At 61.1% G+C, this 18,730-nt stretch carries 18 protein-coding genes, 1 tRNA gene and 1 pseudogene; 9 read left to right on the plus strand and 11 right to left on the minus strand.

Going from position 1 to position 18,730, the window contains the following annotated elements; all coding sequences use genetic code 11:
- The first annotated feature begins 32 nt into the window (after positions 1 to 32).
- Both C6558_RS39750 and C6558_RS29325 read left to right on the plus strand, forming a co-directional pair.
- A complete protein-coding gene (locus C6558_RS39750; RefSeq protein ID WP_146160922.1) occupies positions 33 to 257 on the plus strand; it encodes a hypothetical protein in 225 nt (74 codons plus the stop codon).
- A 206-nt stretch (positions 258 to 463) separates the two neighbouring features.
- A complete protein-coding gene (locus C6558_RS29325) occupies positions 464 to 1,525 on the plus strand; it encodes a DMT family transporter (protein ID WP_057217905.1) in 1,062 nt (353 codons plus the stop codon).
- A gap of 692 nt (positions 1,526 to 2,217) precedes the next feature.
- Here the strand turns inward: C6558_RS29325 and C6558_RS29330 are convergent.
- From C6558_RS29330 to C6558_RS29355, 4 genes and pseudogenes are all read right to left on the minus strand, one after another.
- Positions 2,218 to 2,658 (minus strand): annotated as a pseudogene (locus C6558_RS29330) (transposase); the annotation flags it as partial.
- An 895-nt stretch (positions 2,659 to 3,553) separates the two neighbouring features.
- A tRNA-Met gene (locus tag C6558_RS29345) sits at positions 3,554 to 3,630 on the minus strand.
- A gap of 134 nt (positions 3,631 to 3,764) precedes the next feature.
- Positions 3,765 to 4,961: a tRNA 2-thiouridine(34) synthase MnmA gene (mnmA, locus tag C6558_RS29350; protein ID WP_057217975.1), complete on the minus strand. Its 1,197-nt coding sequence runs from the start codon at positions 4,959 to 4,961 to the stop codon at positions 3,765 to 3,767.
- A gap of 278 nt (positions 4,962 to 5,239) precedes the next feature.
- Positions 5,240 to 5,989 carry a LuxR family transcriptional regulator gene (locus C6558_RS29355; protein WP_057217909.1) on the minus strand — a complete coding sequence of 250 codons (750 nt, stop codon included), beginning with the start codon at positions 5,987 to 5,989 and terminating at the stop codon, positions 5,240 to 5,242.
- 487 nt (positions 5,990 to 6,476) lie between these two features.
- Here C6558_RS29355 and C6558_RS29360 point away from each other — a divergent pair, with 487 nt between their 5' ends.
- Positions 6,477 to 6,752: a DUF1153 domain-containing protein gene (locus C6558_RS29360; RefSeq protein ID WP_003527546.1), complete on the plus strand. Its 276-nt coding sequence runs from the start codon at positions 6,477 to 6,479 to the stop codon at positions 6,750 to 6,752.
- 216 nt (positions 6,753 to 6,968) lie between these two features.
- Complete coding sequence (locus C6558_RS29365; RefSeq protein ID WP_025424704.1) at positions 6,969 to 7,250, plus strand: GNAT family N-acetyltransferase; 282 nt, start codon at positions 6,969 to 6,971, stop codon at positions 7,248 to 7,250.
- A 158-nt stretch (positions 7,251 to 7,408) separates the two neighbouring features.
- Here C6558_RS29365 and C6558_RS29370 read toward each other — a convergent pair whose 3' ends face one another.
- Positions 7,409 to 7,759, minus strand: a complete 351-nt coding sequence (locus C6558_RS29370) for a hypothetical protein (protein WP_025424705.1) — start codon at positions 7,757 to 7,759, stop codon at positions 7,409 to 7,411.
- Positions 7,760 to 8,200: 441 nt separating this feature from the next.
- Here C6558_RS29370 and ctrA point away from each other — a divergent pair, with 441 nt between their 5' ends.
- On the plus strand, positions 8,201 to 8,902 hold the full coding sequence (gene ctrA, locus C6558_RS29375) for a response regulator transcription factor CtrA (RefSeq protein WP_025424706.1): 702 nt from the start codon (positions 8,201 to 8,203) through the stop codon (positions 8,900 to 8,902).
- A gap of 279 nt (positions 8,903 to 9,181) precedes the next feature.
- On the opposite strand, the gene C6558_RS29380 is transcribed toward ctrA, so the two are convergent.
- Together C6558_RS29380 and chpT are read right to left on the minus strand one after the other, a co-directional pair.
- Entirely contained in the window at positions 9,182 to 9,544 is a 363-nt protein-coding gene (locus C6558_RS29380; RefSeq protein WP_025424707.1) for a PleD family two-component system response regulator, read from the minus strand.
- 264 nt (positions 9,545 to 9,808) lie between these two features.
- Positions 9,809 to 10,462 carry a histidine phosphotransferase ChpT gene (chpT, locus tag C6558_RS29385; protein ID WP_057206585.1) on the minus strand — a complete coding sequence of 218 codons (654 nt, stop codon included), beginning with the start codon at positions 10,460 to 10,462 and terminating at the stop codon, positions 9,809 to 9,811.
- Positions 10,463 to 10,739: 277 nt separating this feature from the next.
- On the opposite strand from chpT, the gene C6558_RS29390 reads away from it, so the two are divergent.
- Both C6558_RS29390 and C6558_RS29400 read left to right on the plus strand, forming a co-directional pair.
- Positions 10,740 to 11,327, plus strand: a complete 588-nt coding sequence (locus C6558_RS29390) for a DUF1134 domain-containing protein (RefSeq protein ID WP_025424709.1) — start codon at positions 10,740 to 10,742, stop codon at positions 11,325 to 11,327.
- 261 nt (positions 11,328 to 11,588) lie between these two features.
- A complete protein-coding gene (locus tag C6558_RS29400) occupies positions 11,589 to 12,770 on the plus strand; it encodes a hypothetical protein (protein ID WP_057217910.1) in 1,182 nt (393 codons plus the stop codon).
- A gap of 16 nt (positions 12,771 to 12,786) precedes the next feature.
- On the opposite strand, the gene C6558_RS29405 is transcribed toward C6558_RS29400, so the two are convergent.
- A complete protein-coding gene (locus C6558_RS29405; RefSeq protein ID WP_057217911.1) occupies positions 12,787 to 13,623 on the minus strand; it encodes an RNA methyltransferase in 837 nt (278 codons plus the stop codon).
- A gap of 4 nt (positions 13,624 to 13,627) precedes the next feature.
- Entirely contained in the window at positions 13,628 to 14,011 is a 384-nt protein-coding gene (locus C6558_RS29410; protein WP_025424712.1) for a hypothetical protein, read from the minus strand.
- A 29-nt stretch (positions 14,012 to 14,040) separates the two neighbouring features.
- Between C6558_RS29410 and C6558_RS29415 the strand changes: the two genes are divergently transcribed.
- Positions 14,041 to 15,069, plus strand: coding sequence for an RluA family pseudouridine synthase (locus C6558_RS29415; RefSeq protein ID WP_025424713.1), 1,029 nt, complete (start codon positions 14,041 to 14,043; stop codon positions 15,067 to 15,069).
- Between the two features lie 210 nt (positions 15,070 to 15,279).
- Positions 15,280 to 16,185, plus strand: coding sequence for an RNA polymerase sigma factor RpoH (gene rpoH / locus C6558_RS29420; RefSeq protein WP_025424714.1), 906 nt, complete (start codon positions 15,280 to 15,282; stop codon positions 16,183 to 16,185).
- 87 nt (positions 16,186 to 16,272) lie between these two features.
- Here the strand turns inward: rpoH and C6558_RS29425 are convergent, their stop codons facing one another.
- Complete coding sequence (locus tag C6558_RS29425) at positions 16,273 to 18,534, minus strand: hypothetical protein (protein WP_057217914.1); 2,262 nt, start codon at positions 18,532 to 18,534, stop codon at positions 16,273 to 16,275.
- A 63-nt stretch (positions 18,535 to 18,597) separates the two neighbouring features.
- Positions 18,598 to 18,730: adenylosuccinate synthetase (locus C6558_RS29430; RefSeq protein ID WP_199197067.1), on the minus strand; the 133-nt coding region annotated here is incomplete at its 5' end.

Here is an 18,730-nt window from a genome sequence, read left to right on the forward strand (position 1 = left end):
CCAGCGTTCCGCGCTGACAGCAGGAGGCTGAATTGGCAGCAGCAACCTGGGCGGGCAGCCATTGGCTACGACCGGTTCAGGCACCCCCAGAGCTTCGAGACCGCGGCCGACGTACCGGCGAGATCGACCTCGATCTGCCCAACGTTCATCCGCACGGCCAGTTTGGCGCTTTTCTCCAGATCTCCCTGATAGCCGCACTCTTGGCGGCAAGGCGGCGGGCGAACCTAAGTACGGCGATCGCCATGATCGCGGCCTGACCGTTGCGCAGTCGGCCGGCGCTATTCTCCGCGTCAGGCAGAGCCGGCCGGTCTCCTTGAAACTTTAACGGCCGATGTCCTGGTGGAGAAATCTCCCTTCCCATTGTCGGCACGAACAAAGACTTCCCCTGGCATGACTTTGCTGCTTGGATGGACCGCACCGGCCGCCTCATGGCCGATGCCCATCCGATGCCAGGAAGTTTCCGATGTCGAGCGATCATTCCCACCTCTGGCCCGGCGTTCCCCTCGCCCTGGGGTCCGCAGTTCTCTTCGGCGCCTCGACGCCGCTTTCAAAACTTCTGCTCGGTTCCGTCGATCCCTGGCTGCTCGCCGGCATGCTTTATCTCGGCGCCGGGATTGGCCTGGCGATCGTCCACCGCGCCCGCGCCCTGGTCGGGCTCGATGGCGTCGAAGCGCCGCTGGCGCGCGCCGATATTCCCTGGCTGATGTCAGTCATCCTGTTCGGCGGCGTGCTCGGCCCGCTACTGTTGATGTTCGGCCTATCCCAGACCACGGCCGCCTCCGGATCGCTGCTCCTCAACCTCGAGGGACTGGCGACAATGGCGATTGCCTGGCTGGTGTTTCGCGAGAATGTCGATCGCCGCCTGCTCCTGGGCGCAGCCGCAATTTTATGCGGCGCGGTTCTCCTGTCGTGGAACGGTGCGGGCCTGAGCCTCGACCGCGGCAGCCTGCTGATCGCGGGCGCCTGCCTTGCCTGGGGCATCGACAACAATCTGACGCGAAAGCTCTCGTCGGCTGATCCCGTCCAGATCGCGATGATCAAGGGTTTGGCGGCGGGCGCCACCAACCTCGCGCTTGCCCTGTCGCTCGGCGCTTCGCTGCCGTCCGTCGGCCTCACCGCTGCCGCCGCCCTCGTCGGCTTCCTCGGCATCGGCATCAGCCTCGTCTTCTTCATGCTCGGCCTGCGCCATCTCGGCACGGCGCGCACTGGCGCCTACTTCTCGCTCGCCCCCTTCATCGGCGCCCTCCTCTCGATCGCCCTCTTCCGCGACACGATCACCCTGCAATTCCTCTCAGCCGGCCTGCTGATGGCCTTTGGCCTCTGGATGCACCTGGCAGAGCGCCACGACCACGAACACACCCACGAGGCGCTCGAGCACGAACACGCCCATATCCACGACGAACATCACACCCACAGCCACGACGGCCCGGTCACCGAACCGCATTCCCACTGGCACCGCCACGAACCGATGCGGCATAAGCACCCGCATTATCCGGACCTGCACCATCGGCATAGTCATGGGTGAGAAGCGATAGGGTGAAGATTGTGTTGCCGGACGTTATGGAGAGGGCGTGCAGCGCGGGCGCTCAGGTTGAGTTCTCAGAAAGCCGCCAAACCTGGTATTTTCGCGATGGCAAAACCGTTGTTGATGACAGTTGCCGCCAACATCGCCTAGGTCCCCAACAATTGTTCCTATTGCTCCACGGACAGTGCGCCGAAAAACGTTTCAAGCTGTTCTCTGCCGCCCTCGGTCGACATCGCAAAAATCCCAAGGAACACCGGCGCCTCACGCGAAGCGCGGACCATGACCCCAAAACTGTCAGAGTATGCGATCAAGCGCGCTTCTTCGTGAGACAGCCGACAGTTGATTGCAACATATCGCCCCGAGACAAAACGCATCGCTCTGTCCGAAATATCGATGGCAAGCTTCTCTCCATTGACGACTAACTCGACTGCCTCAAACTGCATTAACTCCGCTTCACGGCCTTGGGCCTCAATCAGGCCGAAGAACACAAATCCAGTGCCTTTGATATAGCAGAACAATACCTTGTGATGTCCGTAGAGGGAATCTCTCTCTCCGAGCACATAAAGCATTTTGTTACGAGCCTGGACGCTCAAGGAGACATCCGAATTTCCCCCGTTGACAACGTTCATCTCCTTGAGGCGATCCACGTTGACAATTTCGATTGCAGCACCGGCCACGGCGGAGGATATTTCGAGGAAGGCCTTGACCTTGCCGTCGATCTCCTCGCACAGCCGGCTGACCTGGCTCTTGGAGATGCCACTCATGCCCATGGCCTTGACCAGATCGTCGACCGAGCGGGTCGAGATTCCCTGCACATAGGCTTCCTGGATGACCGCCGTCAGCGCCTTCTCGGCCATGCGCCGCGGCTCCAGGAAGCCCGGAAAGTAAGAGCCCTTCCTGAGCTTCGGAATGCGCAGCTCGACGGTTCCGGCGCGCGTCTCCCAATCCCGCTCGCGGTAGCCGTTGCGTTGGGCCGTCCGCAGCGGGTTCTTCTCGCCATAGCCGGCACCGGTGGCGGCGCCCACCTCCAGCTCCATCAGCCGCTCGGCGGCAAAACCGATCATCTCGCGCAAAAGATCGGCGTCGGGGGACTTCTCCACGAGCGCACGCAGGTTCATCATGTCGTCGGTCATCGGTGGTTCCTTCGAATCAGGTTGGTGTCAGCAACCCGACCCTACCGGAGAACATCGATGACCACCGCTCCGCCGCCCGCTCACTACGGCGCTGTTGAGGGCGCGCTCGCGAGCGGCTTCGCTACCGCCGAGCTACACCACCTGTGGGGACACGACCCTGCGGATCGGTGTATTCGAACTGCAATTGCCTCTCCCATTGCCTGCAATTTAGCGGCACTCAACGCAACGTTTAGGCGACTGCGAAGCGCTTGTGGAAGCGATGTCCGCAACGCTTACAGAACAGTTTCGCTTCGAGCACCTTCAAACGCTGCTGCGTTGAATTGGGAGACGCAGCGGAGGTCTTTGGCTTTGCCGATTTTGCTAGCTGGGTATCACGATGGTGAACTGAGTATCGCGATCGGTCTAGTCAAACTGTTCGTAGCCCAATGGGCAGCGAGCCAAGGGTGAATCTATCAAAGCTAGATTGGGTCCGAGTTGTTTTGGAAAAAGAGCGCTGTTGCGTCCATCTCCTCCCTTAAGGATTGTGCCGCACTGCCCTGAATGTTTTCACGTTGCGTTCGGCAAAAGCGGACTATGAAATTTCTATCTTTCGGGAAGTCGCGCAGTCGGTAGACGGCAGCAACCTTCGTGGCAATCGGTCTGTCGTGGCTGTCTATGAAAGCCATCAGCTCAAAAAACTGATCTCTCTTACGGGCCGCAGCACCCTGGTAAAGTTTAACGACGTAACCGACCGCCGATCCGGCTAATGCAATAAGCGGGGCAGCAAATCCCAGTAGAGTGACCCACAGCGGAACGGCTTGGTGACCGACAAAGGCATCCAGTAACAACGAACGACGAAAGTGAGCCGTAGCCGAAACAATCGAATCATCAAATAAAGTTAAGAAATTTGTAGTTTTGGTAGCGGAGGAGGGATTCGAACCCCCGACACAAGGATTATGATTCCTCTGCTCTAACCTACTGAGCTACTCCGCCGGGTACCGCGTCAGGGCTTCGAAGGTGAAGCCGTCTTGACTGGACGGGCGGCTTATAAGGCCCGGTTCAGCCAAGTGTCAAGCCAAGTCGCGGGGAAAATGTGAAGTTTTCCCGCGCGATCGGAAATGACTGCCTCAGGCAGCCGCAGGCGCTGCCAGAAGCACCTTCAACGCGGCTTCGGCACCGGCTTCCCGCTCGGATTTGCGGATGAAGCCGCCGCCGTAGACGCGGGCGTCTTCACCGACGCCGGAATAGAGCGCGCAGGCCTGGCCCGGCGCGATGCCGGCTTCGCCCTCGGCAAGCTCGACATAGAGACCCTCGGCGTCGCGCTTCAGAATGGCGGGTGCCGGCTGGCGGGTGGAGCGGACCTTGGCGAAACAGTCGAAGCCATCGGCTGCCACGTCTTCGAGATCTTCGTCGCCCAGCCAGTTGACGTCGCGCAGGTAGACCCGGCGCGTTTCCAGCGCTTCCTTGGGGCCGACGATGACGCGGCGCGAGCGGGCGTCGAGATAGACGACATAGAGCGGCTCGCCGGTGGCAATGCCGATGCCGCGGCGCTGGCCGATCGTGTAGTGCAAAATGCCGTCATGGGTGCCGAGTATGCGGCCATCGAGATGCACGATCTCGCCGGCAAGCGCTGCATTCGGCTTCAGCTTGGAAACGATGTCGCTGTACTTGCCCTGCGGCACGAAACAGATGTCCTGGCTGTCGGCCTTCTGGGCGACGACAAGGCCCATCTCTTCCGCCAACGCCCGCGTCTCGGCCTTGGACAGGTGGCCGAGCGGGAAGCGCAGATAGTCGATCTGCTCCTGCGTGGTGGCAAAGAGGAAGTAGCTCTGGTCGCGATCGGCGTCAGTCGGGCGATAGAGCGCCCGCTGGCCGGCATAGCGCGGGTTCGGGCTCGGCCGCGAGCGGATGTAGTGGCCGGTCGCCAGCGCATCGGCACCGAGCTCCTTGGCCGTCGCCAGGAGATCGGCAAACTTCACCGTCTGGTTACAGGCAACGCAGGGGATCGGCGTTTCGCCGGCGACATAGCTTTCGGCAAACGGGTTGATCACCGTTTCGCGGAAGCGCGCTTCGTAATCGAGCACGTAATGCGGGATGCCGAGCGTTTCGCAGACGCGTCGCGCGTCGTCGATGTCCTGGCCGGCACAGCAGGAGCCGGCACGGTGGACGGCGGCACCGTGGTCGTAGAGCTGCAGCGTGATGCCGAGAACGTCGTAACCCTCGCGTTTGAGCAGGCCCGCGACGACGGAACTATCGACGCCGCCGGACATGGCGACAACGACACGCGTATCTTCGGGCTTGCGGTCAAAATTGAGACTATTCACGGGATCCAATCCGGCCTTCGGGTGGCAGCGACAACGCTCGCCCCTGTTTCACGCTTCATGCGATGCAATGCCTGCGCGATAGCACGCGGCACGCGTTCGGCTTCTACAGCGCCGCGCGTCTTATTCAGACGCGCCAAGATCGCTGTAGCACGACAATGTCCAGAGTATCTTCTCCGCTTTCTTGAAAAGCGGGAGGCTCCAGTCGCCGACATATAGAAACTTGTCCGCCCGGCGGCAAGGGCGGTGCTATGGCGCCAGGCCGGTCAGGGCGGTCCGTCTCAGATCAGTTTCAGCCTCATGGCGCGGGCGATCGCCTGCATGCGGTTGACGGCGTCGAGCTTGCGGGTCGCGCTCTTGAAGTAGCTGCTGACCGTATAGGTGGAGATGCCGAGGATGATGGCGATCTCGTCGCTGCTCTTGCCGGCTGCCGCCCAGCGCAGACACTCGATCTCGCGGCTCGACAGCTTTTCGCGCGCCGAACTGCCGGTGTCGAAGGTACGCTCAAGGCATTCGAACAGCTGCACGAGGGAAAGATAGAGCGTAGCCTGCTCGACGCCGACAGGCGGTTCCCGTCGCCCGGACAGCATGGCGACGAAGGGATCGCCGCTGCTCGTATGCAACTGGACGGCGAAATGGCGCCCCATCTCCGGATGCGCCAGCAGCCGGTGCACCATCGCCTCGTCGGTCGGCTTGCCGGCGGCATCGAGCAGCTCGGCGCCGCCGGTTACCGGCAGCTTGGTGCCACGCAGGCGCTCGACCAGTACGCTCGACTGAAAGATCTCGCAGGCGTCGTACTGGCGCACCAGCTCCGACGGCCAGTTGCTGAGCACCAGGCGCTCGGAAAAGCGCTGCTGCTCGGCCAGCGGCAGGCGCGCGATCATGAAATGGCCGAAGCCATAGCGCGCGATCAACCGCCGCATCAGGTGCAGAAGTTCGTATTCCGTGCGGACGGCAGCCGTATCGATTTCGGAAATCATGTCCGCCGTCTCAGCCTCGCGCAGCAAGGCTGGTTCATTCGATTCCTTCATCTCTGATCACCACATCACCGGTGCCAACGCACCTGGTCGAGAGAATACAAACAGCCCCGAAAATCATCCGGTGCATGAACTTCACCCGGCAGCCAGAATACAGCCACCCTCTCCGGCATGCCCGCGAAAGCAACGCGACCGGTTGTGAAAATATGACGATGCACCAAGAATGATTCGGGAGCGCACAAACGTCGCTCATCCTTTATTTCGGCGCCTCGTTACCAAGAATTTTAGTTAAAGTGAAATGTGGTAATTGCATGGCTCCCATGTAAAATCCGCGATAATCCAAAGCTTTCCGGGCATTAAGGCGGCTCTTGTCGAGCGCGACAGGCGTCGCGATCGCCGGCGGGACGTTGCGGAAGTGATCGAGGGAGTGTGCGGAAGTATTTAAAATTATGAGCAAATTGTTACCGACCGCTTAGGCAAATGTTAAATGTGGCGGGCTAAGGTCAGCAACATATGGTCTTGAGTTTGTGTAGAGAGTCCCATGACCGAAATGATGCGACCACGTGTAAAATATGTCATCGGCCCCGATGGCAGTCCTCTGACGATTGCGGATCTGCCGCCGGCGAATACCCGGCGCTGGGTTATTCGCAGGAAGGCTGAGGTGGTTGCCGCTGTCCGCGGTGGCCTTTTGAGCCTTGAGGAAGCGTGCGAACGCTATACCCTCACTGTCGAGGAATTCCTTTCCTGGCAGTCCTCCATCAACGATCACGGTCTGGCCGGCCTGCGCACCACACGCATCCAGCAATATCGCCACTAAAAGCCCCCAACAGGGCCATAGGTCGAACGGCGGCTCCGGAATTTCCGGTGGCCGCCGTCTTCGTTTTCCGTCGCCCGCTCCGCCCCGTCTTTCAATAGGCAACATTTCGGCGACAGTGCGTTTCCCCTTCGCGTTCGCCAAACCGGTTTCGAATGCTGCAGTCATGCGATAGCATCTTCAGCAACACGCAAACGTTGAATGTGAAGGGATGCTGAGATGGATATCGCCCACGAAGAAATCGGTTCGCACGGCCGCTACTCGACAACCGTCGAAGGCTATACCGGCGAGATGACCTATTCCCGCTCATCGCCGAAACTGATCATCGTCGATCACACGCTCGTTCCCGACGAGTTGCGCGGCAAGGGCGTCGGCCAGGCGCTGGCAAAACATGCAATCGACGAAGCGCGCAAGGGCGGCTGGAAGATCATTCCGCTCTGCCCGTTCATGCGCGCGCAGGCGCTGCGCCATCCCGATTGGCAGGACGTGATCCAGGCCTGAGGCGGCAAACCACCAAAGTTCCGAAATGGGAAAACCCGCCCGACAGATGCCTGTCGCGCGGGTTTTTCGTTCTTGTGACAATCGTGCCGGATCGGGCCATGCCATCGGCATCGCCCGACAAAGAATGAAAATCATCTGCCTCGAAACGGCTAAGGAGCTTACGCCCTGAGACGCGTCGTCGTATCCCGTTCCTCGAGCGCCGCCGCCTTCGCAAATTCGGCCTGCACTTCTTCAAGTGCAAGTTCGGCCGCATCCTGCTGCGCCTTCAGTTCACGAATGGAGACCTGAAGATTGTCGGCTCTTTGACGAGCAGCCTTGGCGAAAGTGGGATAGGCAAAATGCGAGGGATCGGAAATGCCCGACTTCTTTTCCTCGAAAACAATCTGATTTTCCAGATCCTTGGTCATCCGTTCGAACTCAGCCATCATCATCTGAAGCTGGCTCAGCTGACGCTGCTTCTCCCTGACCTGAAATTCCTTCAGGCGGACAAGGCTCTCACGTGCTTTCATACGCAATACTCCCGTGGATAACGAGACCCCGGTTACTGATTTGGCCCGTCGAGCCTGCCCCAACAGACAGAAAACGAAAATCGACAGCGATATTAACAAAAGCCTACCGCTGGTAACCTTTCGTTTACGGGCATCGTTAATCATAGGGGTGATGATTTAAGGCTCCGTAAATACTGAGGCACGAAATATGACGGCCCCGGCATTAACGAGTCAGAAGAGTCAGATAGCGGCATTTCCTCATGTTTCGCATGAAAAGTGCCATTTTGGATTCACGTTTGAAATCAGGGAACTGCTAAAAATATTTAACAATCTCGATACAGCTTGCCAGAGTGAATCAGAATTTGTTAACCATTTGATGGCAGCCTCCAAATCAGGCAACGACTGGATCCGTATCGCGTAAGGGGGCCACGATGACCTTGGGCGGCGGAAAAGGGGAAGAATATGCGGGTTCTACTAATTGAAGACGACAGCGCAACGGCTCAGAGCATTGAGCTGATGCTCAAGTCCGAGAGTTTCAACGTTTACACCACCGATCTCGGTGAGGAAGGCGTCGATCTCGGCAAACTCTATGACTACGACATCATCCTTCTCGACCTCAACCTTCCGGACATGTCCGGTTACGAGGTCTTGAGAACACTGCGTCTTTCCAAGGTGAAGACGCCGATCCTCATTCTCTCCGGCATGGCCGGAATTGAAGACAAGGTTCGCGGTCTCGGCTTCGGCGCCGACGACTACATGACCAAGCCCTTCCACAAGGACGAACTGGTGGCGCGCATCCATGCGATCGTTCGCCGTTCCAAGGGTCATGCCCAGTCGGTCATCTCGACCGGCGAACTGATCGTCAATCTCGATGCCAAGACGGTGGAAGTCGGCGGACAGCGCGTCCACCTCACCGGCAAGGAATACCAGATGCTCGAGCTGCTTTCGCTGCGCAAGGGCACGACGCTCACCAAGGAAATGTTCCTCAACCACCTCTACGGCGGTATGGACGAGCCGGAACTGAAGATCATCGACGTCTTCATCTGCAAGCTGCGCAAGAAGCTTGCCAATGCTGCCGGCGGCGCCAACTACATCGAAACCGTCTGGGGCCGTGGCTACGTTCTGCGCGAGCCGGATGGTGCCGAATACGCCGAAACCGCCTGATTTCGAGCTTTCTTCCGGGCGCGGCATGGACCCGCATATCCAGGCATGACGCCAACGGACGCCTTTTGAACAAACCCGCCCTTCGAGGCGGGTTTTTTCGTTATGGTCGCCCCTTCCCTCGGTGATCAGGTGCTTCCTGGTGTCAAAGGTCCGAAGGTGGTGACATGCGCCTGCCAAGGCCTTGATCTCGGGTGTCATGCAAAAAGTGCCAAGACGAGACAGCAAAAAGCCGCAGCAACTGCCGCGGCTTGTTCAGTCCGGAAACACGTTTATTGCGGTTCAGGCCGCCATCGACTGGCTGGCAAAGACGCTCGTCAGGATCTTGCGATCGAACGGCTTCAGCAGGAAATCATCGGCACCGGCGCGCTTGCCGGCCATCATCTTCTTCAGATCCGCCTCGACGACGCAGTAATAGATGCGCACAGACGCACCATTCGGCAGTCGCCTGATATTGGCGATGAGATCCAGAGCGCCCTCCAGGCCGGCGTCGACCACGAGAATATTCGGCAGCTCGGCTTCGCAGCGCACCAGCGCCTCAAGGCCGCTCGGCGCTTCGTAGACAAGGAAGCCCATGCCGGACAGGATACGTTTCCCAACTTTCCTGACGACATCCGAGCCGTCGGCAATCATCAAGCGCCGCATGTCCAACTCCTTCATGACTTACCTATACGCGTGCTCGCACGCCTGAAACAACCCTATACAAATTTGGCAAAGATTTCGTTACGGAGCTTGCTTAACGCAGGCTCTCCGGCTGTTTTTAACACGCTGAAAATATTAATTTTTCGGTGAACCGGCCAAAAGCCAGGAAAGGCGGGCGCTCAAACTGTGGCCACGCAAATGTCCGGCGCGGGGGCCATCGCCACACCGCGCCGGACATGTATCAAAACAGCAAAGGCAGCGCCGGACTTAGGCGTCGACCGGCTTCATACGCGCCGTGAAGATGATCTCTTCGCCGGTCGAAACCACATCGATCGTCATGCCCGCTTCCTCGCCGAGCAGCACCGTGTAGTAGGGCTGGATCGAATGCGCATCGACCGCCTCTTCCGGCGTGCCGGACAGAAGTTCGACCAGACGCGGCGGCACGCGCATCATCCGGCCCTTGCAGGCCAGCGTGAACACTGCGTCGAGCTCGGGATTTTCGAGCGTGATGTCGATGACGCCACCGCGCGGGATCGCCCCATAGGCGATGAGGAAAAGATTCAGGAGGAGCTTGACCCGGTTCTTGGCGATGATGGCGCGCGGCCCGTGCCAGTTGACCTCGGTCTTCTTCTCGGCGGCGGCAAAGTCCTTGGCCGCCTTTTCCGCTTCGCCGGTATCGATCGACGCGCCGACCGAGCCGGAGGCGCCGAAGGCGAGGCGAGCGAACTTCAGGCGGACCGACGCGTTGAGTGCGCTGGTGCGGATGAGGTCCATGGCGTCGGCATCGGCGCCGCCCTCGTCCAGAAGTTCCAGGCCATTGTTGATGGCGCCGACCGGCGAGATGATGTCGTGGCAAACCCGGCTGCACAGAAGCGCGGCCAGATCGGGTCCCGTCAATGTCAGGTTCGGATTCGTTGCCATCGTCTTTCCTTGTTCGGTTCCATCGGCATGCGGACATGAGGCACGCGCTCGGGCAGAGCCGGTAAAGCCTCAGGCGCTAAGACGCAAGCCATGGGCTGCCCGGCGCAGCCGTTCATCAGTGGATCATAATGACACCACATTTGGTAAACCGATTGTTAAGACCATCGGTTCAAATTGCAGGGAAATGGTCCAGACCCCCGCTGGCCGCGCCGTCACAGGCGATGCCGGCCATAGCAAACCCGCAAGCGAGTGATTTTCGCGCCTGACGGAGGAAACGATGCAGCAGATCATGAAGGCAGCCACGATGGCCAGCCGCGCTATCCTGGCGACGATGTTCCTGATGGCCGGCGCCATATCCGCCGCCCATGCCCAGCAGGCGAATAGTCAATATTCGATGCAGGAGATCGTCGATGCCGGTCACGGCTTCTTCGGCGAAACCTCGGGCGGCCTCGCCAAGGTGGTGGAGCGCGCCTTCGAACGTTACGGCCTGCCGAACGGCTATATCCTCGGACAGGAAGGTTCTGGCGCCTTCATCGCTGGCCTGACCTACGGGGAAGGCGAACTCAACACCAAGAATGCCGGCCAGCACAACGTCTTCTGGCAGGGGCCATCACTCGGCATCGACTGGGGCGGACAGGGCAGCCGAACGATGATGCTGGTCTACAACCTTCCGAGCGTGCCATCCCTCTACAAGCGGTTTGGCGGCGTCTCCGGTTCGGCCTATGTCGTGGCCGGCGTCGGCATGACGGTGCTCACCGACGAACACATCGTCGTCGTCCCGATCCGCACCGGCATCGGCGCCCGGCTCGGGGTCAATGTCGGCTATCTCAAGATGACGCAGAACCCGACCTGGAACCCCTTCTGACCTAACTGCATGTTTCCTTGAATCCTATTCGATTTAAGGAAAAAACATGCAGCAATTTAAAGTGCTACAGCGACCTTTGCGCGTCTAACAAGACGCGCGGCGCTGTAGATGGCGGGTGCGCTTTGGCGAAATCCCGCGTCAAATACTTGCAGCGCACGAAACGTCATGTTTAGTGCAGGAAAGTAACATCAAGCGCCTTGCTCTGACTATGATGGTCGGGCGGGGCGTTTGCTTCCGGTCCAGCTTTGAAACGGCCAGCTCGTGATTGAATTCTCGCTCCTCTTTGCCCTGGGCTTCCTGACGGCGATCATCATCGGCCTTCTCGTCGCGCCGGCCATTCACCGCCGCATCGTGCGCTTTGCCGAGGATCGTCTGAAGGCGACCATGCCGCTCAGCCCCCAGGAAGTGCGCGCCCAGAAAGATGCCGCCCGCGCCACCTTTGCCGCCGAGAACGCACGCACGCAGCAAGCCCTGAAGCGCGAGCGCGACAAGGGCGTATCGCTGATGCTCAACAACGAGAAGACACTGCAGGAGGCACGCCGCCTGAACGGCGAGAATGCCGATCTGCATTCCCAGCTTGCCGACATGAACGTCGAAGCCGCCGACATGCGCTCGGCGATCCGACAGTTCGAGCAGCGACTGGAGCGCATGAAGGTTTCGCTCGAAACCGTCGAGCGCGACAACGCCGGCAAGGCGGAAACGATCAAGACTCTGACCAATCAGTTGGCGCAACAGGCCGCCGCCATCGACAATCTACGCCTCGACCTTGCCGCCGGCGAGACAGAGGCCGAAAACCTCAAGAGCCGCGTCGCGACGCTCCGCGACGAGCGCGATGCGCTGCGTGCAGATCTGAAGACGGAAAGCGCGCATGCCAAGGAAATGGAGCTGCGTCTTGCCCGTGACGAGAGCCGCCTGCAGCGACTGGAAGACAAGCTTTCGCGGGAACTGGCTGCAGGCGCCGATCGCGAAAGCGCGCTCGAGCGACGCGCCGATGAAATCGAACGACTGAAGACCAAGGTGAAAGACGTGAACCAGGACATGCGGGATGCCGCCAAGGTGTTGCGCGCGGCAGGTATCGCCTTCCCAGCGCGCAAGGACCGTCGCGCAAGCGGCAGCGAGCCGTCGGAGGGCGTTGCCGCGCACCCTGCGCAGCTCATCGAGCAACCGGGCGTGCCGCCGCTGGAAACTGCGGCGCTTTCGCATGAACTCAAGAACCGTGCGGCCGCCCTGTCGGAACGGTTGACCAATTCCAAGACGACCGCCCATGACGATGCCTTGCGCGAGGAAGTGGCGGAAATTGCCGCCGGCATGGTGGCTCTGACGGCAACGCGCGAGGGCGCCGCCTCGCCGATCCTCAGCCTGCTCGCGGGTGATGACAAGAACGATGTGGCCGGCCGCAAGAGCCTGGCAAAGCGGGCAAAGGAAATCCTGCCGAAGGAATAGGCACTTTCGGTGCGCGTCAGATCCGGTCGTTGATCAAGGCGACCTGATGCAGCGCGATGCCGGCTGCCATCGAGACATTGAGGCTGTCGAGCCCGGGCCGCTGGCGAATGCGCGCGGTGCGTATGGATTTCAGGATGGCCGGCGGCAGCCCCTCACCTTCCGTTCCGACGAGCAAGGCAGTGCGCCTGGCCGGCGGTATTCCGCCGATGTCGGTTTCGCCGGCCGGCGACAGCCCCCAGATCGCAAAGCCCTCGGCCTGCAGCCGTTCGATCAGCGACGCCGCCGACCCTTCGCGCGCAAACGGCACAGTCAGCACCGAGCCGACGGAAACGCGGATCGCCTTGCGGTACATCGGATCGCAGCTCGTCTCATCCATCAGCACCGCATCGACGCCGAAGGCCGCCGCATTGCGAAACAGCGAGCCCATATTGTCGTGATTGGAGATGCCACAGGCTGCGAGCACAAGGCTCGTAGCCGGCAGTGAGGCGAGCAGCGCGTCCCGGCCGGCAACGCCGTCACGGCGCCCGAGTGCCAGCACGCCACGGTGCATGTTGAAGCCGGCAATCGCGTCGAACACCGGTGCCGCCGCCACATAGACGGGCACGTCAGCGGGAAATTCCGCCAGAATGGCCTCCACGCCGGCCACACGGCTTTCGAGAAGCAGGATGGCCTCGGCGCCAAGCCCGCTGTTGGAGCGATGCGCCGCCGCCAGCATGCGCAGCACCACCGTGCCTTCAGCGATGAAACGCCCCTGTCGGCCCGTCAGGTCGCGCTCCTTGATCGACACGAGGCCGGCGATCCGCGGATCTGCCGGATCATCGATGCGGATCGGAGGCGAGGCGCTTGAGCTCATACCGTCAGTTGGTCCTGACGGTGATGTCGGCCACGATGCGGCCGGCGGCGATATCGAAGACGATGGCGCGCGGCTCGGCGCCGGGCAGATTGCCGTAGAAAAGCACCTGCGAGCCCGACAGCGCGACGTTGGTCACCGTGAAGCCGGCCGGGAGGGCGGCAACCGCATTGACCGGCGCCTCGCTCGGAACGGCGATGGCTGCGGATTGCGCCTGCGCCTTTTCGTCCGTGCGGGTCAGCTTGTAGACAATCGTTCCGAGGACAGCCATAAGCATGACCAACATCACGCCTGCCGAGACGAGTTGCAGCCGCACCATCTTGCGGCGAACATTCTCCATCGCCGGGTCTAGCGGCTTGTCTTCCTGGTCATCGGGCGCGGTCGCGGTCATGATTGGCCTTTTATCGGAATTAAAACGGAATGAACGACCCCTTTAAACAAGCAGCAGCCAATAGGAAAGTCCTGACGGCGGGCGAGGACGCCGCAGGGCGGCTCGATTCCTTCCTGACCGAGGCACTTTCGGGCGAGTTTTCCCGCAACCGGATCAAGAGCCTGATCGAGCAGGGTGCTGTTTCGATCAACGGCAAGCTGGTGACCGAACCGAAGAAGAAGGTCCAGCCGGGCGACCATTTCGAGATCGACCTGCCCGAGCCGGAAGATCCGGAGCCGAAGGGCGAGGATATCCCGCTCGACGTGCTCTATGAGGACGACCACCTTATCGTCCTGTGCAAGCCGGCAGGGCTTGTCGTTCATCCCGGCGCCGGCAATTGGACGGGCACGCTGGTCAATGCTCTCATCCACCATTGCGGCAACAGCCTCTCGGGCATCGGCGGCGTCAAGCGGCCCGGTATCGTCCACCGCCTCGACAAGGAAACGAGCGGGGTCATGGTCGTCGCCAAGAACGACGCCGCCCATCGCCATCTGTCGGACCAGTTTGCCGATCACGGCCGCACCGGCCCGCTCGAGCGCGCCTACCGGGCCGTCGTCTGGGGCCGTCCGCGCCAGCTGAAGGGCACCATCGACGCCCCTCTCGGCCGGGCGGGAGACCGCACCAAGCGCGCCGTAAAACGCGAGGACAGCGACGACGCCCGCGAAGCGATCACCCATTACGAGGTCGTCGAGCGCTATCTGGAAAAGCCCGACGGCACCAGCCTGGCATCGACGGTGGAATGCCACCTCGAAACCGGTCGCACCCACCAGATCCGCGTGCACATGGCTCACATCGGGCATCCGCTGATCGGCGACCCGGAATATGGCGCGGCCTTCCGCACCAAGGCCAACCTCTTGCCGGAAGCGGCAAAGTCCGTGGTCAGCCAATTCCACCGCCAGGCCCTGCATGCCTTCATGCTGCAGTTCGAACATCCGTCGACCGGCGAGACCATGCACTTCGAGGCCCCGATGCCTGAAGACATGGCGGCCCTGGTCGAGGCCCTGCGTGGCGCAACGTAGCGCCACCTCTTGAATTTCGGCCGCAGGATTCCAATCTTAACTGCGCCTCTATTCGTGATCTGTCTTGCCTCCGGCGTCACATGTTAGTGAAACCGGACTCCTTGAATCATGCTTTCGCCGTACTTATTTTGTAGCTTCGTGGGGTCTTAACGAAGACCCACATGCCCGGCCTGCCGCCCGGAGGCCGGAGACTATAAAGGGGGGTGCTTCATGGCCCGAAACAATTTGCCGTCCATTGCCGCTGGTGAAGGCGGCCTCAATCGTTATCTCGACGAAATCCGCAAATTTCCCATGCTCGAGCCGCAGGAAGAGTACATGCTCGCCAAGCGGTATCAGGAGCATGACGACCGCAACGCCGCTCACAAGCTCGTCACCAGCCACCTGCGCCTCGTCGCCAAGATCGCGATGGGTTATCGCGGCTACGGCCTGCCGATCGGCGAAGTCGTGTCTGAAGGCAACGTCGGCCTGATGCAGGCCGTCAAGAAGTTCGAGCCCGATCGCGGCTTCCGTCTGGCGACCTATGCCATGTGGTGGATCAAGGCCGCCATCCAGGAATACATCCTGCGCTCCTGGTCGCTGGTCAAGATGGGTACGACCGCCAACCAGAAGCGGCTGTTCTTCAACCTGCGTCGCCTCAAGGGCAAGATCCAGGCGCTCGACGAAGGCGACCTGAAGCCTGAGCACGTCAAGGAAATCGCCACGACGCTGAAGGTCAGCGAGGACGAGGTCATCTCGATGAACCGTCGCCTGTCCGGCGATGCTTCGCTGAACGCGCCGATCAAGGCGAGCGAAGGCGAATCCGGACAATGGCAGGATTGGCTCGTCGACGACCACGACAATCAGGAACAGATCCTGATCGAGCAGGACGAGTTGGACAGCCGCAAGGCCTTGCTCGCAAACGCGATGAAGGTGCTCAACGATCGTGAACGCCGCATCTTCGAGGCGCGCCGCCTTACCGAAGATCCGTTGACGCTCGAAGACCTGTCGACTGAGTTCGATATCAGCCGCGAGCGCGTGCGCCAGATCGAAGTCAGGGCCTTTGAAAAGGTCCAGGACGCCGTCCGCAAGGCGGCGTTGGAGAATGCCCAAGCCTTGCGCGTCGTCGAAGGCGCATAAGTCCGAGGCTTGGGATAACAGGAAACGAAAAAACCCAGCGAAGTTCTCGCCGGGTTTTTTGTTGTTTCTGCTTCAGCGTGTCCGGCCCTATTGGCCTGTCGCTGCCGTATTGCCTGACGATCCCCAAGCGCGCATCGCCTGGCTGAAGGCTTCGTTGCCACTCTGGCCCTTTTCAAGCGTCAGCAAGGCGCGGCGACCGTTGCGGTATGTCAGCGGGATATCGATCCAGCCGCGGCTGCGCAGCAGTTCGGTATTGCTGCCGACCGCTTCGGCGAAGTCGTTGAGCGCGATCATGTGGAAGTCGTCGGTGATCTTGGCGGGTACCGCGATCAGCGCATCGCCACGATCCTGCTCCGTCCGCTTCATCGAAACGCGCTGCACACCGTCTATGGCGCCGCCTTCGAAGTTCTGCGGCAGCGAGAACACGAACTCGATCACGTGGCTCGCCGGCAGGGACGGATCCGCATTGCGCTTGATCGTCATCAGCGCCGTCAGCCCGCGGTCCGGCACAGTGATCTGAGCCTGAATTGCCGGTTCCGGCTTGGCGTCGCCACCCGGCGACTCCTCCTTGACCGACCAGGCGACCGTTCCTGGAATGGCGGTCGGAGAGGATTGGCCGAGCCGCTCTTCGTAGAGGAACATCTTTTCGCCGTTGGCAACCGCAACATCCGGCTGTGCCGGCTGAGCGCCGGGTTGCAGACCTGTACCAGGCGTTCCGGCGTCGGTACCAGGCGTACCGGCCGCTTCTTCCTGCGGTTTTCCGGCTTCGGTCTGCGGTGCGACCGACTTGCCTTCCTGCGCGGCACTTTCACCGTTCAAGACGGCCGGGCCGGCATCGGTTTCCGAGCCATCGGCAAGCAGGCGCTGGGTAAATTTCGTCGACGTGTTGTCCGGAACAGCCGTGTCGTCATGCCCGCCGGGCTGTTGGGTCGCGGTCTCGCCGGTCTGCGCGGGGGGCGTGCTCTGCTGTTCTGCGGGCGTCTCGCCATTACTGGAAACAGCGGATGTGATCGAAGCGACCATGCCGGAGATCCAGGCATTGCCCGCTTCCCGGTTTTGCCAGTAGGCAAACCCGCCGCCGCCGAGCACGAGCAGCAGGCCGGCGACGATCACCAGGCGCTTGACGCTGAAGCGCGAAGGCTTTGGCGTCGTGCGATACGAAGTCGGCCGCGCCGGCATCTCGATGCCGCGATCGGCATCCTTGGCCGTCGCAGTTCCCGCAGCAGCGCTGGCCGCCGTTGTCGCGCCGCCTTCAAGACCCAGAAGATCGTCAATGTGATCCCAGGCCGTGCCGGCGCGTTCCTGCTGGCTTGCGGTCTCCGCCGAGTTTGCGGCCGGCGTTGGCGATGTCTTTTCGACCGGCCACGACCAATCGGAAATTTCGGCGTCGCTGGCCTTTTGAGCCGGGCGCTCGGTGATCGAGGCAAACGGATCGTCGTCGTCGAACGACCAGGAACGGCTGGCATCCGCTTTCGGCGCCGCTGGCTCTATTTCGGCAGGCTTTTCCTCGACGGGATGCATGCCGAGCAACTCAGGTGCACCGGCATCGTCGACCACGTTGTCCGGTTTCGCGTCCAGTGAGGAACGCTCAGGAGCGGGCTTCGTGTCTTCCCAGTCCGGCAGTTCCCACTCCGAACGCGCTGACGTTTCCGGAGCAGGCGCGACAGCGGGCGCATCCCAGGTCGCATCCTGCACCGATTCGGGTTCAGGCTCGATGGCGGGGGCAACCGGCGCGTGGTCATAGACCTCTTCAGCGGCAGGCTGGGCGGGTGCGACGATTTCCTCATCATGCGCCTGTGCCTCGACCGGCTGCTCGTCCTCGACCGGCGGCTGCCAAGTCGGCTCGGCCTGCTCTTCGACGGCTTCGGCGTGTTCGGCCGTTGCTTCGGCGGGCACGGGCTCGGCATACAGCTGCTCATCATGCTCGACGGACGAGTCGGCGTCAGCAGGCTCGACATCGCCAACGGCTTCTGTCGCCGGTTCTTCGGCAGCGGCCGTCACCGGCTCGCTTTCCGCCTCGGACTCGACCTGCTCGACAGGCGTCTCGACGACTTCGCCCGGTTCCGGTTCCGCCTCAGCGGGCACGACCGCATCCACGACTTCAGCCTCTGGCTCGACCTCGTCGACCGCCGGAAGCGCCTCAGCATATTCGCTGTCGACCTCGCCGATCGCGTTTTCGAGCTTTGCCAGCTGACGATTGATCATATCGTCCGACGGACGCGGATTCATATTCTCGAGCTGGCGACGCACGGCGGCGCGCGCCTTCTCGTAGACCTTATCCCGCATTTCCGGTGTGTTTTCCGACAGGCCGTCAACGGTCCTGCGAATAACTGCAACAAAATCCGCCATCAGAACTTTCTCATACGCTCAGGCATGTGTTTGCGATCACGACGCAATGTCAGTCCGCCGACACTAGTCCTCAAAGGGGTCCGTCACAAGTATTGTGTCGTCCCGCTCCGGGCTGGTCGAAAGAAGAGCCACCGGTGCACCGATGAGTTCCTCGACCTGGCGAACATACTTGATCGCCTGTGCCGGAAGATCTGCC

Source organism: Ensifer sp. NM-2 (genome assembly GCF_003024455.1).
In the GTDB taxonomy this organism is placed as follows: Bacteria; Pseudomonadota; Alphaproteobacteria; order Rhizobiales; family Rhizobiaceae; genus Ensifer; species Ensifer canadensis.

Excerpts from the sequence above, each read along its gene's own strand:
- chpT (WP_057206585.1), bottom strand. The coding sequence starts at position 10,462 with ATGGCAACGAATCCGAACCTGACATTGACGGGACCCGATCTGGCCGCG.
- C6558_RS29405 (WP_057217911.1), bottom strand. The coding sequence starts at position 13,623 with ATGAGCTCAAGCGCCTCGCCTCCGATCCGCATCGATGATCCGGCAGAT.
- C6558_RS29355 (WP_057217909.1), bottom strand. The coding sequence starts at position 5,989 with ATGAAGGAATCGAATGAACCAGCCTTGCTGCGCGAGGCTGAGACGGCG.
- C6558_RS29425 (WP_057217914.1), bottom strand. The coding sequence starts at position 18,534 with ATGGCGGATTTTGTTGCAGTTATTCGCAGGACCGTTGACGGCCTGTCG.
- C6558_RS29365 (WP_025424704.1), top strand. The coding sequence starts at position 6,969 with ATGGATATCGCCCACGAAGAAATCGGTTCGCACGGCCGCTACTCGACA.
- ctrA (WP_025424706.1), top strand. The coding sequence starts at position 8,201 with ATGCGGGTTCTACTAATTGAAGACGACAGCGCAACGGCTCAGAGCATT.
- C6558_RS29360 (WP_003527546.1), top strand. The coding sequence starts at position 6,477 with ATGACCGAAATGATGCGACCACGTGTAAAATATGTCATCGGCCCCGAT.
- C6558_RS29415 (WP_025424713.1), top strand. The coding sequence starts at position 14,041 with ATGAACGACCCCTTTAAACAAGCAGCAGCCAATAGGAAAGTCCTGACG.
- C6558_RS29370 (WP_025424705.1), bottom strand. The coding sequence starts at position 7,759 with ATGAAAGCACGTGAGAGCCTTGTCCGCCTGAAGGAATTTCAGGTCAGG.
- rpoH (WP_025424714.1), top strand. The coding sequence starts at position 15,280 with ATGGCCCGAAACAATTTGCCGTCCATTGCCGCTGGTGAAGGCGGCCTC.
- C6558_RS29410 (WP_025424712.1), bottom strand. The coding sequence starts at position 14,011 with ATGACCGCGACCGCGCCCGATGACCAGGAAGACAAGCCGCTAGACCCG.
- C6558_RS29325 (WP_057217905.1), top strand. The coding sequence starts at position 464 with ATGTCGAGCGATCATTCCCACCTCTGGCCCGGCGTTCCCCTCGCCCTG.
- C6558_RS29380 (WP_025424707.1), bottom strand. The coding sequence starts at position 9,544 with ATGCGGCGCTTGATGATTGCCGACGGCTCGGATGTCGTCAGGAAAGTT.
- C6558_RS29390 (WP_025424709.1), top strand. The coding sequence starts at position 10,740 with ATGCAGCAGATCATGAAGGCAGCCACGATGGCCAGCCGCGCTATCCTG.